This is a genomic window from Labilithrix luteola, assembly GCF_001263205.1.
GTDB lineage: Bacteria > Myxococcota_A > Polyangia > Polyangiales > Polyangiaceae > Labilithrix > Labilithrix luteola.
Genome location: NZ_CP012333.1, coordinates 7,359,606 through 7,372,573 on the forward strand (window position 1 = coordinate 7,359,606; position 12,968 = coordinate 7,372,573).

Consider the following 12,968-nt stretch of genomic DNA (forward strand, 5'->3'; position numbering starts at 1 on the left):
AAGACGTCGCATCAGGGGCTCGCTTTCCGGTGAAGCGCGACCTCGCGCCCGACGACCCAGAGGTCTCCGTCGGCGTCGCCCCAGATCGAATGAAAGCCGTTCTGCACGATACCGTCTTGGATATCCAATCCGCGCAGCGCGGTTCGGGCGGTGTCGAACCGAGTTCCGTTCCAATGACGAAGTTGCCCGTAGCTTCCGCCGATCCAGACGTCGCTCTCGGAACGGCCCCAGACCGCGCGCAGAATGTCCGTTGCGCCGAGTCGCTCACTGGTGATGGCATACTCGCCATTGGGGTTGGCTCGGCCGACGACGAAGGCGTTGGTCACGAGGTTGTCGCCCCAGAACTCGGGGGTTCCGCCCTGCGTACTCAGTGCCCAAACGCTTGCGGGCGGAACGAAGGCTGCCGCGGAGAACGACGGCTTGAGGTCCATTTGCTCGAGGATTGGGTGCCACGTCCCGTCGGCGCCCGGAAGCGACGAGCGCCAGAGAATCTGAGCACCGAAGACCTCTGCCGGCTCGAACCTGCCGCCTGCGACGAAGAGGGCCGAGGGGCTGCCCCACACGCGCGCGTACGCGGCATTCATCGGTAGGGTTGGGATGGTCGGGTCGAGCCTCCAGGCGCCGCCGCCGAGAGCGTCTCGTCGGTAGATGGCTCCATCGGCGACCGCCCAAGTCCGATTTGCGTCAGCACACCAGATCGACGTGACTCGACCCGCCGGGAGTGAGGTGTCGAGATTCCACTCGAGTTGCCCGGACGCTCCGACGACGCCGTGGAAGATCCCCTCCGTGCCGCCGGCCCAGAGATCGTTGCCAGAGGCTCCCGCGATGCTCGTGAGCCCCTTTGCGGTGCTGAACACCGACGTCCACGCCGTGCCGTCCCAGCGAAGGATGCTTCCTGGTTTCGTCTGGGCGACCTCGTCGCGCTCGCTCTCCGTCGTCACCGCCCAGACGACGCCGTCGCCTGCGCCCCAGATCTGGCGGAGCGTCAGGCCGGCCGGCACGACCGTGACACACAAACCCTCCGGTGAGCACTCGGGGATGACAGGCGTCTCTCCTCCGTCCGCTTCTGCATCCGCATCCCCGAGGGGCGGGGCCGCGTCCCTCGCATTGCTCGGGGGAATGGCGGCGTCGTCTCCAAGCGTCGGAGGAGATGAGAGCTCGGTCGTCGCGTCGTCTGCGGCGCACGACAGGGCAGCCCATGCCGCAAGCGCTGCGATGGGAGGAAGTAAGGCGAGCGTTCTCATTGCGTACCCCGCAGGACTTTCGAGCGCGATCGCAGGATGATCCCGTTCCCCACAGCCCAGACGTCGTCCGGTGCGACGGCCCAGACGGCGTAGAGGTTCGGCCGGAGTCCGGCCGGAAGTGCCAGCTTCGCGGGTTGCCACGCCGAGCCGTCGAAGTGGAACACCGCGGCGTCGTCACCGACGACCCATACGTCACTCGCGCCACTGCCGCGAAGAGCGTGCAGATCCACGGTGGTGAAGGGGGCCACGTAGGTCCACGCTTTCAACGGGTCGTTCGTCCAGTGTCGAACGACGCCCTCCGCGCCGGCCGTCCAGACGTCGCTACTCGAGCTGCCCCAGATGGTCTCGAGCGTTCGCAGTGTCTGCGTTTGTGTGATTTCGAATCTCAAATAGCTCACGTCGAGCGGTCCACTCGATCGAAGCGCACGTCCGTCGATGCCGACGACCCAAATATCCCCGCGCCGCTGCCCCAAACTGCGCGGCTGTCGTCGAGGCATTTTTCGTCGTCACGCGACTTCGGAGTGCAGGTCGGTGGAAAGGCCGTCCACGATGTCTGCGCCTCGGTGGAGAAGCGATAGGTCGTGGTGGTCTGCGGCGACACCGTGAAGATCGGAAGGTCGCCGCTCGACCAAAGAGAAATGAAGTTGCATGTTGGCAAATAGCCGCCGCGGCCCTCGTAGCGGACTTTGCAATTGTTGGACGCCTGGCGGAATGGCACCTCGGCGCCTGCGGTCTCCGCGGTGTAATGCAGGAGCGTCGCGGAGCCGCCGCCGATCCAGAAGTCGTTCGGGCCTCGGCCCCAGATGGCGCGAAGCGGCTGCGTCGTTCCAGACTGAACCTTCCGGATGTCCGAGCCGTTCCAGTGGAAGACGACGCCGTCTCCGCCCGCGATCCAGACGTCGTCCGAGGCCGCGGCCCAGATGGCATTCAGGAGAGGGAGTCGATCGAAGCCTCCGACTGCGCAGAGGTCCGCGTCGTTGCAGTCGATGGCGGGCGTACACTCCCCACCATCGCAAGAATTGGATACCGACGCGTCGTCTTGGAGGGACGGTGTGGGGGTCGGAATCGTCTGCGTCGAAGGCGAGGGCGCAACCGAGCCGTCCTCGGTGTGCGCACATGCCGTGGCGTACGCGAGAAATATCGCCGCAAGCAAGCCGTGACGCCGTTTCATCGGGTCGCTCCCGCGTCGCACTCCTTCATCAAGCAGACGCCGTCCACGCACGGTTGGCCGGCGTCGACGTCACATGATCGACCGCACGCACCACAGTTCGCTCCGCTCGTCTGCAGGTCGGTTTCACACCCATTCGCCAGGTCTCCGTCGCAGCTGGCCCACCCCGGTTCGCACGCGCGCTTGCATCGGCCTTCGTCGCAGACGCGCTGTGTGTGCGCTGTCTTCGTGTCGTACGGGGGGGCGCACCGAAGTCCGCACGAGCCACAATTGTCGGGGTCGTGCAGGAGATCGATGCAAGCATCTCCGCACTCGCTGGTTCCCGCCGGGCACCCGCAAACGCCCGTCGCGAGACAAGGCAACCCTGCGGCGCAGACGCGACCGCACTGGGCACAGTTCTGCCGATCGTGCTTCAAGTCGACTTCGCAACCGTCCGTGAGGTCTCCGTTGCAGTCGGCCCACTGCGAGGCGCTGAACGGCGATCCCTCGCACGCGAGAGTCCAGCACGTGGGCGGGGGGGAGCACTCGTAGACCATGTGACGCGGGGGAGCCGTAGCGGGCGCCGAGCCACAGAGCTGCTCACACGTCGGCGGAGGAGGGCCGCCGCTGCTTCCACTACCTTGCGAGGGCGCGTTGCATTGCCCTCCTTCGCAGACGTTGGGGGCCGTACACGCGATACCGCATCCTCCACAGTTCGCGGGATCATTCCCCAGTAGTGGGGTTTCGCAACCGTCCTCGTCGATCAGATTGCAATCGCCGAAGCCGGGCGTGCAACGACGAGTGCACTTCGCTGCTTCGCACTTAGGTACGATATTCAGGAATGCCGGAGGGATGTAACAGACGTGCCCGCACGCTCCACAGTTGTTGGGATCGTCGTTGATGTGCGTTCCGCAGTGAGCGACGTATCCGCTCGTATCGGGGCAATCGGCACGCCCTTCAGGGCACTCGGTGGCGATACATCGAAGACGCGACGCAGCATCTTCGGGGACCGTGGCCGCGTCGTCCGTGAACGCCGGCGTGGTGGTCCCGGCGTCGGACATCACGGCGAGCGTGCTCGTATCGACGCCGCACGCCGCGACGAGGAAGGTCCCGCTCGTCGCGGCGATCAGACCTCTTCGAAGGCGCATCAAGGTACGGTCTTCCGTTCGAGAAGGATCTTCAATCGTCCGGCCTGCGGGCTATTGGGATATCGCTTCAGGAATGCCTCGGCCTCGCGGCGTGCTTCTTCAGGCTGGCCAGCGGCGATGAGGAGGTCGACCTTCATCGCTTTCGCTTCGGGCATCAGCGCACCCTTCGGAAACGTCGCATCGTAGCGAGCGAGGGTCGCGCGTGCGTCGTCGATCCGTCCCGCGGAGATCGCGGCGCGCGCTTCGCGGAGGCGCGCGATCTCCGCGGCAAAGTCGTCTCCTTCCACCGGTGCCGAGCTCGTGGTGGCGACCGCCGGGACCCCTTTCGTGGTCGCTGCGGACACGGTCGTTCCGGAATCGCTGACGACAGAAGGCGCGTTCGGCAATCGATGGACGTCGAACGTGTTTGCGCTGGACGGTTCGACGCCTTCGGACGGCGTCGGTCCGCCAAGAGCATGGCTGACGGTTGTGGGAGCCGACCTCTCGACGACGGCGGTGGGCGCGGCGGGCATCAGCGATGAAACCGATGGTTCGATCGACCCCCTACTGGCTTTCACGGCATAGGCCCCGATGCTCAACCCCGCGCAGAGAAGTGCGAGCTTGGTCGCCGTCGCGAGAGGCGATGTTCGTCGCGCCGACACCGGGGCGCTCGTCGCCAGCGATCCGTGGGCAATCGCGCGTGTCAACGCGTCACGCGCATAGGACGGCGGAGGCGCTTCGTTCCTCGCCGCGCGGACGAGCGCATCGATTCGCGCGTCCACGTCCGGCGTCGTGTCATCGCGTGTACTCACGGCGAGGTTCCTTTCGAGGGCTGCTCGACTTCGGAAAGTGCGCGCGCGAACTCCTCCCGCGCGCGACGAATGCGTGATGCCGCCGTTCCCTCCGGAATCCCGAGATGAGATGCGAGCTCGCGCTTCGAGAGCTGTTCGATCACGTGCAGAACGAAGATGTCGCGAAGTTCATCGGGCATGCGCTTCAGGACGGCCTCGAGAATGGTGAGCGCCTCGCGCTGCTGGGCGCGTGTCTCGGGGTCGTCGTCCGCGGCCTCGAGCTGGAGATCTTCTTGGAGGGACAGCGGCTCGAATCGACGTGTCGTCCGCGATCGCGAGCGGCCAACGTCGCGCGCGACGCCGACGCTCGCACAGCAGGCATAGCTACGAAGAGCCTCTGGCGAGAACGAGCTCAACCGCTCCCAGTTGCGGAAGAGCCCGACCAAAACCGTCTGCAGCGCGTCGTCGAGCTCGTCGGGCCGTACCCCGAAGCGCCGGAGGCAGCGCCAGATGGCGGGAATGACGGGCTCGGCGGCCTCGCGGAACGCTTCCAATGGGCGACCTTCGACCCGATCAGGTGCGCGCGCGGTGAGCCCGCCGAGAAAGCGCGCTTCGAAAGGCCGTTCGAGAGCCGTCCGGGCTCCTTGCCGAGGCACGATCGACGGCGCGTGCTGCTTCCAATCGAACATCCACGACGTTATCGAACCGGAGCCCGAAGTGGATCACGTTCGTCGAACGAATGTCGAAATCGCCCTGAAAATGGCACGATTCACGGGCGCAAGCTCTCGACGGCGACCGTCCCACCGAAGCTGACCGGGGCGAGCTCGTGAACCACGCCGACGGGGCGCAACACCCACTCGGCGCGACGGAGGAAGGCCGAAGCGTCGACCGCCAATCGAAGTCCGATTGTGTCAGTCAGGTGAACGCGCACCATGGCCCCGAGCCCGACGTAGGGAACGACGGATAGCGTGCCGGTGTTCTGCGCGAAGTCTCGCGCGCTGGCGTCGACCCAGAGCGCACCCAGCGAGAGGCATGGCGACGCTTGCGTGGCGTTCGTTCCGAACGACGTCGGGCACCCCGAGAGTTGGGGTCGAACGCCACGAAACTGGAAGGAGCCTTCGCCCAGGTCGAGCGTGGACGGGAAAAGAATCGTCGTCGATGCTTCGAGCCTCTGGCTGCCGCGAAGGTCCGCCTCGACTCCATTGCTTCGTGCAGTACCCAACCAGAGGCCAAAGTAAGCGCCGGGCGTGAGGGACGGAAAAATGCCGGTCGCGACGCTCGCGCCCGCCATCGCGCCGAAGACGACCCGCCTCGACGAAGGCAATGGCTGCGCTTGCGGGTGCCTCGCACGACGCCCTGACCGTGGGCTCGGGGAAGGCGTAGCGGGGGACTTGCGGTCGTCGTCGGCTGCGGGCGTTTCGGTCGAGCCGCGCTCCGCATCGGTATCGTCGCCGTCGATCGTTGCCGAGGTCGACTCGTCCGCCAGAGGATCGAGGGTTTGCACCACGATGAGGACCAGTGCCTCGGCGAGGTGCACACATGATTTGGCGCGCGTCGTTCGTTTGCCGATGGTCTTGTCGGCATCTCGGCCGATCGTCCGCACGCTGCCGACGTTGCCCTTCGCATCGACGGCGATGACGACCTCGACGCTCGCGGGCCCCTCGTCGCTCGGGGCGTGAGAGAGAGAGCGGCGAATCGCGTCGAGGAGCTTCTTTTCGGAAGGGCAGGAACTGCCTTCTGGCGCGTGCAACGTCGCCGAGACCGTGACGTCGCCTAGGTGCGTGGTCTCCTGTGCCGAGGCCGACGCTTCCGTGAAGCTCGCGAGGAAGACGACGATACCCAACCCGTACCGGGCCCGAGAATCTCGACCTCCTATGCGCATACGCTCGAGCCCGCGACCCGCTCGGCGCAAACAAGCGCCCTTGCTCGGTTGGGGCCAGCGGCCTCGTGAGGCTGTCACCCGCCGCAAAAGGGGTCAAGGAGGAACGCGCCTCACGACCTCCCTACGCGTGTGGGGCGTGTGGGAAGCGAGGGCGTCGCGGTCGACTTTCGGGAGACCGACCGCGCGCCGTTGTCACGTGCTCGCGTCGGCTGTCACCGAGGCGTGGTCGTGGCGAAGGTTCGTGGCAGGCCGCGCGCGAAGAAGGGGGCGTGGGAGTTCGGGGTCATGAAGTGATCGATGAAGCGGATGCGTCCGTCCTTCGCTTCGAGGACCTGCAGCGCGAAGAAGACGAATGCGCCGTCGCGGAGGTGATAGAAGCCGCTCGCCACCTGGCCGTTCGCTTCGACGAGCACGCTGCGAAACCGGTGGTGGCGCACGGCGTCGGTGACGCGGAGGGCGTAAAAGTGCGCGACGGCATCGCGTCCGGCGATCCAGGTCGGGCTCGGCGGCATCGAGAGCGTCACGTCGTCGTGGAGGAGCGCGATGATGGCGTCGAGGTCGCCCTTCTCCCACGCGCGCACGTAGCGTTCGAGGAGCTCGCGATCGACCGGCCCAGCCTCGGGCGACCAGTCCGCACGCGGCCCCACCCGCTCTTCGAGCGCCACGCGTGCGCGGTGCAGGGTGCTGTTCGCCGAGGCGAGCGAACACGAGAGCGCCTCGGCGGTCTCCGCCGCCGAGAGGCCGACGACGTCGCGGAGAAGCAGTACAGCGCGCTGGGCCGGTGTCAGGATTTGGAGGGCCGCGACGAAGGCGAGCGCAACGCTCTCCTTCATCGTGTACTGCGCGCTGGGGCAACCGCCGTGTGAGCTTGCTTCCTCGAGCCACACCGTCGGCGCCGGCTCGAGCCACTCGGCCTCGTGCGTCGGTGGTGCCGGCGGCGCGCTCGGATCATGGGGGGGCCCGAGCTCGGGACCTCGCGCGCGTCTAGGACGCTTCGCGAGCTCGTCGAGACACACGTTGGTGGCGATGCGATGCAGCCACGCCCGTGCCCGCGCGGGATCGTCGAGCGTCTCCTGCGCGCGGAAGGCGCGGACGAAGGTCTCCTGCACCATGTCGTCGCTGTCGTGGGACGACCCGAGCATCCGGTAGCAGTGGAGCCGCAACATCGCGCGATGCGGCTCCACGAGTGCTTCGAAACGGTTCATGCAGCTTCGCGGGCGGCGTCGAGCGTCTTCTTCACGCTCTCGCGGGACGTCATGCGCTGGAGCCACGCTTTAGCCTTTGGATAAGGCCCGAAATCGAGTCCGCAGCCGGCGGTGAGCGCGGCGTAGGGGGTGAGGTCGAAGTCGGCGATGGTGAGTCGGCCGCAGAGGTACTCCTTGCCGCCGAGGCTCTGGTCGAGGACGCCCGCGAACATGGCGAACTCCTCGGTGCCCGCCTTCACAACCGCTTCGTCGGGGGCGCCACGTCCGACGAGCTTCTTCACGATGCGCTCGTAGGCAACCTTGCGGACGGCAGGTCCGAAATGAGCGCCCTGCCACGCGGTCCAGCGGTCGACCTCTGCGCGCTCGCGGGGCGTCGCCGGCAACAAGTCCGTTCGCCCAGCCTTGGCCGCGATGTACGCGATCATGGCGGTAGATTCCCACAGCACGAAGTCACCGTCTTCGAGGATCGGAACCTTGCCGTTGGGGTTCTTCGAGAGCATTCCTGGGGTGCGCGATTCCCCCTTGAAGAGGTCGACGGGCACGAGCTGGAGGGGCGTTCCCACCTCGTGGGCAACGGCGATGACCTTCTGGCAGTTCGGGGAGAAAGGGAACGAGTAGAGCTTCATGGCAGACCTCCGTGAGGGCGTCGAAGCAGCGCCCTTTCCCAACAAAGACCGGGCGGAGGCCCAAAACTGTTCGCGGCCCCGCAAGAAATCTCCCAGGCCCTCCAAGGACGTCGGACCGGCATTCTTCTTGGTCGCGGCACGCGGAGCGGACTATGACCGCACCATGCCGACCGACCTGCTTCTCCTCGCCGCCAACGCTTCCGAGATCCTCGAGCGCCATGGTCTCGTCGCGTGCGGGCGCCGGCAGGACGGCGTCACGCGTGTCGATTTCCGCACCCGCGACGGCTCGAGCTACCAGCACGAGCTGAGGCGCGACGATCTTACCGTCGACGAGGTCGTGGCCGAGTGCCTCGTCATTGCCGGCCTCGTGAAGACGGCGGGTGGGCGTCGCCCCTCTGAACTGAACTGAACGTCGTCTCTAGGTCCAGGGCAGCTTCGAACGCTCCGCCCAGTAACGATCGGCGGTCTGCGCGAGTGACGCGAGTGAGCTGACTGCCGCCGCCGCGCTGCCATCGACCTCCCGTGCGCGCACGTTGTCGAGGAGCTGCGCGGGCGTGGTTGCGCCCGACAGCACGACGTCGACCCAAGGTTGCGCCATGACCACCGCGAGGGCCATTGCGTCCGTGCCGACCTTCGCTCGCGCTGCCTCGTTTCGCAGCGCTTCGGGGGCGTACGTGCCCACGAGGCGTCCGTTGGCCAACGCTTCTTTGATCATGACGCGCAGGCCGCGTCGCTTGGCCTCGAGCAGTGCGGGCTCCACGCTGCGTTCGAGCAGGTTCCAGGTCGCTTGCACGGCCGACCACAACGGCTTTCCGCCGACCTCGATGGTCAAGGCGCGCTCGAGCGCTTCGCGCTGTCGCGCTCCGGACAGCGACAGGCCGATGGGCAGTCCACCGTCGCGAAGCTCACCGAGTTTGGAGAGAACGGCACGGTCGTCGAGGATCCCGCTTTCGAGCGTGGCCGAGTGTACTTGGTAGAGCGACAGATAGGGACCGAGCAGTCCCTTCGACTCTTCGACCTGTCGCGTGAGCGCCGCGAGCGAGTGATCTTTGATTTCGTGCTGCTTGGCATTCACCTGCCAATTGGCAACGTACGTGTATCCCCACTTGGAAGAGACGGTCACGTCACCAGGGGCGATCTTGCGTGTTCGAAGCCAGCTCGCCAGGAACTCCTCCGCGCGTCCATACGAGCGCGCAGCATCGAACCAGCGAATGCCGGCGTCCCACGCGGCATCGAGCACCGCGTGGGACCGCTGCTCCATCGCAGCAGCGTCGTAGTGCCCTCCGAGATCCTCGGCGTGCCCGACGGTGATGTACCCGGGGCGGCCGAGCGCGGCGAGGCCGAGGGCGAGCTGTGTCGTTGCGCGAGTCATCGCGGCCGGGGCGAGCCAGAACCGTAAAGGTCAGTGATCGTGATTGCACTCACCGCGTGCGTGCGCGGCCTCGTGCTCGGCAATCTTCTTGCGCACGTCCTCCATGTCGAGCTCCTTCACCTTGCCGACGATCTCGTCGAGCGCCGCTCCCGGCAGCGCCCCCGACTCGCGGAAGATGAGGATGCCGTCACGAAAGACCATGAGCGTCGGGATCGAGCGAATCTGCAGCGCACCGGCGAGCTCCTGCTCCGCTTCGGTGTCGATCTTCCCCCACGTGATGTCCGTGTGGCGCGTCGATGCGGCCTCGAACACCGGCGCAAAGCTCTTGCAGGGGCCGCACCACTCCGCCCAGAAGTCGAGGACGACGATTCCCGGCTTTTCGATGGTCGCTTCGAAGTTCTTGATGGTGATCGTCTCGCTCATGTTTCTCGAGCCTCCAGTGCTTCGATGCCTTCTCGCATGAATAGTGCCGGGGCAGGGCACAGAAAAGCTCGACCAGCCGAGCTAGGCCCTGGGCCCCGGCTCCGCCGAGGGGGCCACCAGGCTGGCTGTGCACTGCTAAGCTCGGGCGTCGATGATGTCCCCGACCTTGACCCTGAGGCTGCTCGTGGGCGGCGACGAAGCTGCCGCCGAGCGATTTCTGGGGACGCGAGCGGAGACGACGATGATCCTCCGCTCGAACCTCGCGCGCGCAGGGCTGGTCAACGAAGGCCGAAGCTTCCAAGGCACGTACGTCGGAGCGTTCGTGGGCGACGAGCTCGAGGGCCTGGCGACGCTCGCCTGGACCGGCAACCTCTTGCTCGCCGGTGGCCCGCACGTGGTTGCTCTCACCGAGATGCTCGCGGCGCATGCGCCCGCTGGCTTCCGGGGCATTCTCGGCACCGCGAGCGAGGTCGCCGAAGCGCGCCGTGTGATCGACGCTCGGTTCGGTAGTGCGGTTCGCAAGCACCACCACGAGATTCTGTACTCCCTCTCGCTCGCCGATCTCGTCGTGCCCGAGGCACTCTCGCGCCTCGCCGCGCGGGCGCCGAACGAGGATGACATGGCGCTCGTCCTCGATTGGCGCATGCAGTACTCCGCCGAGCTGTCCGACCTCCCGGATACGCCGGAGGAGCGCCGTCGTCAGCGCGACGTCCTCGAGGCGTTCCACGCGGACGGCCACGCCGTTCTCTTGTGCGACGGGATGACGCCCGTGGCGTATTCCGGTTTCAACGCAACGCTGCCCGACATGGTGCAGATCGGCGGTGTCTTCACGCCTCCGGCGCTTCGCGGACGCGGCTACGCCCGATGCGCCGTCGCGGCGTCGCTCGTCGCTGCGCGTTCGCGCGGAGTCGAGCGCGCAATTCTCTTTACGGGTAACGGGAACACCGCCGCTCAGCGGTCCTATCTGGCACTCGGCTTTCGGCCCATCGGCGACTACGCACTCGTGATCTTCGAGTGATGCAAAATCCGTCGATCGTGTCGTCGACGTGTGCGGTGTCTGCGCGAGTCCACGAAAGTGGACACTGAACAAGCGCAAGTCGCGAAATGATCTCTCTCACTACCGTTGACAGCCACGCACGAGCGCCCGATTCTCGCGCATCTTGTGCCGGGGGTGGCGTCTCGACGAATGACCTGCGAATGACATGCGAATGTTCGTGCGAACACGCGCATCGTAGGGACTCGGTGGGACGAATCGGTTGTCCTATTCGCTTGTGAGGGGTTGCGTTCAATGCGAATGAAATCGAGTGTTGCGGCCTTCGTGCTTGCAACGAGCGTGATTGGCTTTGGTCTCGTGGCTTGTGGAGACGACTCGGAAGACGGCGGGACGCCGCTGGACCCGAATTCGGGCATCGAGCCTTCCAAGCCGGGGGATGACGGAGGCGGCAACGCCAAGGACGGCGGGCAACCCGACAGCGGCAAGAAAGACAGCGGTGACGAGAAGGACTCGGGCACGGATGCGCCCGAACCGGACCTCGTGAAGTCGATCTCCTTGAAGGTCGAAGACGTCATCGCGGGCGAGCAGCCGGTTGGCCCGTCGTCGTACGGATACGCGTCGAGCAAGGGGGCCTTCGGCGGCACTGGCACGTCGTGGCGTTATTCCAAGCCCTCGACGGGAGCCACGAACGAGAAGTTCGAATTCTACATTCCCTTCACGACCGCCGACGCAAAGGACAAGGCCGCCGGTCTTGGCGAGGTCCCCGCGCATCTCGGCAATGTCACGCTCGCCGATATCGCGTCGATCAAGCTGCACACGTGGCGCAACGACGACACGACGGCGGACTTCACGATGGTCGTGTATACCGTCCCTCACACCACGGCGACCGAGAACGACGCGAGCTGGTACGGCAAGCGTCTCCACGTGCCGCTCGCCGCCGCGAATGCGCTGAACGCCCCGATCTCGACGTGGAACGAATTCACCACGGGCACCGGCGCGAACTCCCTTCGATTCTGGGACTACCGCAACAAGAACGTGGCCGAGGGCACTCAGCCGGCGAACAACTACTTCAGCCTCGCCGATCTGCAGAAGGGCCCCGTTACGCCCGCGGGCGTCACCGGAGCGCGCGACTACCGAACGGAGCAGATTCGCTACATCAGCTTCGCGACGAATTCGTCCGACGCGAGCTTCGACGGCTCGATCGACGGAATCGAAGTCGTGTTGAAGAACGGCAAGGCCGTGAAGATCGATCTCGAGGGCGACGCCAACCTGCGTCGCATTTCGGCCAGCCATGCTCACCTGCTCGAGGCAACGCCGCCCGATACGGACTCTTCGTACGGCACCCCGTCGACCGACGCCCCGTACGGCGGCGTCGGGTCGTCGTGGGCCTACGTCAAGGACGCGGACTCGCCGGCCAAAGGGAAGTTCGAGTTTTACCTGCCGTTCGCCGCGGAGCCGGACGCGACGCCGCCCCCGCCGCCGGTCTGGGACAGCGCTCGTAGTCACCTCGGGGACTTCACGATCGGCGAGATCAAGTCGATCTCGCTGCGAAGCCGCATCGCCGTCGCCGACAAGGACTTCACGATGATCGTCTACACCCTTCCTGACGGAACGGACGACGACAAGTCCTGGTACGGTCGGCGCATCCATGCGCAGCTCAATTGGGCCGCGAGCCGCAAGGCGCCGGTCGATACGTGGAATACGTTTTCGACGAACGCCGGTGACAACCAGATTCGCTTCTGGGACACGCGGAAGACCGACGAGCAGCCGGGCGCCGCAGGTCAGTTCACGCTCGCGCAGATGAAGGCCGGCGCCATCACGCCGACCGGTCTGAGCGCGCGGGACTACCGGTCGGAGAAGGTGAAGTTCATCTCCCTCTCGACATATTCGAACGAAACCGAATTCCACGGTTCGATCGACGGCGTCGAGATCCAGCTCGACAACGGCAAGTCTCTCTTCGTCGACTTCGACCAGTAGAAGAGGGCCGGCGAGGCCGGCGAAACCGAAAAGCTGAAAAGCGAGAGCGAGCGGCGAGGGCGTGGCCATCCACCCTTCGCCGTTCGTCATTGGATGCTCGATCGACGCCGAAGAAGGCCTCGGCGAAGGCGGCCATTCGCGATTTCGCAGCCGTGCGCAAGAAGGTCGCCAAAGAAGCGC

The 12,968-nt window shown here is 66.0% G+C and carries 14 protein-coding genes; 3 read left to right on the forward strand and 11 right to left on the reverse strand.

Going from position 1 to position 12,968, the window contains the following annotated elements; translation table 11 throughout:
• Positions 1-11: 11 nt before the first annotated feature.
• The 9 genes from AKJ09_RS31940 to AKJ09_RS31980 all read right to left on the reverse strand — a co-directional run bounded on the left by AKJ09_RS31940 (position 12) and on the right by AKJ09_RS31980 (position 8,022).
• The gene (locus AKJ09_RS31940; protein WP_146651643.1) at positions 12-1,244 is read right to left on the reverse strand and encodes a ligand-binding sensor domain-containing protein; all 1,233 of its coding nucleotides are present in this window, start codon (positions 1,242-1,244) and stop codon (positions 12-14) included.
• Positions 1,241-1,642, reverse strand: coding sequence for a hypothetical protein (locus AKJ09_RS31945; RefSeq protein WP_146651644.1), 402 nt, complete (start codon positions 1,640-1,642; stop codon positions 1,241-1,243). The genes AKJ09_RS31940 and AKJ09_RS31945 overlap by 4 nt, the downstream gene beginning before the upstream one ends.
• Complete coding sequence (locus AKJ09_RS31950; protein ID WP_146651645.1) at positions 1,639-2,415, reverse strand: hypothetical protein; 777 nt, start codon at positions 2,413-2,415, stop codon at positions 1,639-1,641. The genes AKJ09_RS31945 and AKJ09_RS31950 overlap by 4 nt, the downstream gene beginning before the upstream one ends.
• Complete coding sequence (locus tag AKJ09_RS31955) at positions 2,412-3,539, reverse strand: hypothetical protein (protein WP_146651646.1); 1,128 nt, start codon at positions 3,537-3,539, stop codon at positions 2,412-2,414. The genes AKJ09_RS31950 and AKJ09_RS31955 overlap by 4 nt, the downstream gene beginning before the upstream one ends.
• Complete coding sequence (locus AKJ09_RS31960) at positions 3,539-4,330, reverse strand: tetratricopeptide repeat protein (protein ID WP_146651647.1); 792 nt, start codon at positions 4,328-4,330, stop codon at positions 3,539-3,541. The genes AKJ09_RS31955 and AKJ09_RS31960 overlap by 1 nt, the downstream gene beginning before the upstream one ends.
• On the reverse strand, positions 4,327-4,863 hold the full coding sequence (locus AKJ09_RS31965; protein WP_169928035.1) for an RNA polymerase sigma factor: 537 nt from the start codon (positions 4,861-4,863) through the stop codon (positions 4,327-4,329). The genes AKJ09_RS31960 and AKJ09_RS31965 overlap by 4 nt, the downstream gene beginning before the upstream one ends.
• A 215-nt stretch (positions 4,864-5,078) precedes the next feature.
• Positions 5,079-6,152, reverse strand: a complete 1,074-nt coding sequence (locus AKJ09_RS31970) for a hypothetical protein (RefSeq protein WP_146651649.1) — start codon at positions 6,150-6,152, stop codon at positions 5,079-5,081.
• Positions 6,153-6,403: 251 nt separating this feature from the next.
• Positions 6,404-7,396, reverse strand: coding sequence for an RNA polymerase subunit sigma-70 (locus AKJ09_RS31975; protein WP_146651650.1), 993 nt, complete (start codon positions 7,394-7,396; stop codon positions 6,404-6,406).
• A complete protein-coding gene (locus AKJ09_RS31980; RefSeq protein WP_146651651.1) occupies positions 7,393-8,022 on the reverse strand; it encodes a glutathione S-transferase family protein in 630 nt (209 codons plus the stop codon). Before AKJ09_RS31980 ends, AKJ09_RS31975 begins: the two co-directional genes overlap by 4 nt.
• Between AKJ09_RS31980 and AKJ09_RS53450 the strand changes: the two genes are divergently transcribed.
• Positions 8,021-8,431, forward strand: coding sequence for a hypothetical protein (locus tag AKJ09_RS53450; RefSeq protein ID WP_169928036.1), 411 nt, complete (start codon positions 8,021-8,023; stop codon positions 8,429-8,431). The two genes, AKJ09_RS31980 and AKJ09_RS53450, sit on opposite strands and share 2 nt — an antisense overlap.
• 9 nt (positions 8,432-8,440) lie before the next feature.
• Here the strand turns inward: AKJ09_RS53450 and AKJ09_RS31990 are convergent, their stop codons facing one another.
• Both AKJ09_RS31990 and trxA read right to left on the reverse strand, forming a co-directional pair.
• Entirely contained in the window at positions 8,441-9,394 is a 954-nt protein-coding gene (locus AKJ09_RS31990; RefSeq protein ID WP_146651653.1) for an aldo/keto reductase, read from the reverse strand.
• Positions 9,395-9,424: 30 nt separating this feature from the next.
• Positions 9,425-9,817, reverse strand: coding sequence for a thioredoxin (gene trxA, locus AKJ09_RS31995; RefSeq protein WP_146651654.1), 393 nt, complete (start codon positions 9,815-9,817; stop codon positions 9,425-9,427).
• Positions 9,818-9,968: 151 nt separating this feature from the next.
• Here trxA and AKJ09_RS32000 point away from each other — a divergent pair, with 151 nt between their 5' ends.
• Positions 9,969-10,835 carry a GNAT family N-acetyltransferase gene (locus AKJ09_RS32000; RefSeq protein ID WP_146651655.1) on the forward strand — a complete coding sequence of 289 codons (867 nt, stop codon included), beginning with the start codon at positions 9,969-9,971 and terminating at the stop codon, positions 10,833-10,835.
• A 276-nt stretch (positions 10,836-11,111) separates the two neighbouring features.
• A complete protein-coding gene (locus tag AKJ09_RS32005; protein WP_146651656.1) occupies positions 11,112-12,788 on the forward strand; it encodes a hypothetical protein in 1,677 nt (558 codons plus the stop codon).
• Positions 12,789-12,968 lie beyond the last annotated feature (180 nt).

Excerpts from the sequence above, each read along its gene's own strand:
- AKJ09_RS31950 (WP_146651645.1), bottom strand. The coding sequence starts at position 2,415 with ATGAAACGGCGTCACGGCTTGCTTGCGGCGATATTTCTCGCGTACGCC.
- AKJ09_RS31990 (WP_146651653.1), bottom strand. The coding sequence starts at position 9,394 with ATGACTCGCGCAACGACACAGCTCGCCCTCGGCCTCGCCGCGCTCGGC.
- AKJ09_RS31980 (WP_146651651.1), bottom strand. The coding sequence starts at position 8,022 with ATGAAGCTCTACTCGTTCCCTTTCTCCCCGAACTGCCAGAAGGTCATC.
- AKJ09_RS31955 (WP_146651646.1), bottom strand. The coding sequence starts at position 3,539 with ATGCGCCTTCGAAGAGGTCTGATCGCCGCGACGAGCGGGACCTTCCTC.
- trxA (WP_146651654.1), bottom strand. The coding sequence starts at position 9,817 with ATGAGCGAGACGATCACCATCAAGAACTTCGAAGCGACCATCGAAAAG.
- AKJ09_RS53450 (WP_169928036.1), top strand. The coding sequence starts at position 8,021 with ATGGCAGACCTCCGTGAGGGCGTCGAAGCAGCGCCCTTTCCCAACAAA.
- AKJ09_RS31940 (WP_146651643.1), bottom strand. The coding sequence starts at position 1,244 with ATGAGAACGCTCGCCTTACTTCCTCCCATCGCAGCGCTTGCGGCATGG.
- AKJ09_RS32005 (WP_146651656.1), top strand. The coding sequence starts at position 11,112 with ATGAAATCGAGTGTTGCGGCCTTCGTGCTTGCAACGAGCGTGATTGGC.
- AKJ09_RS31975 (WP_146651650.1), bottom strand. The coding sequence starts at position 7,396 with ATGAACCGTTTCGAAGCACTCGTGGAGCCGCATCGCGCGATGTTGCGG.
- AKJ09_RS32000 (WP_146651655.1), top strand. The coding sequence starts at position 9,969 with ATGATGTCCCCGACCTTGACCCTGAGGCTGCTCGTGGGCGGCGACGAA.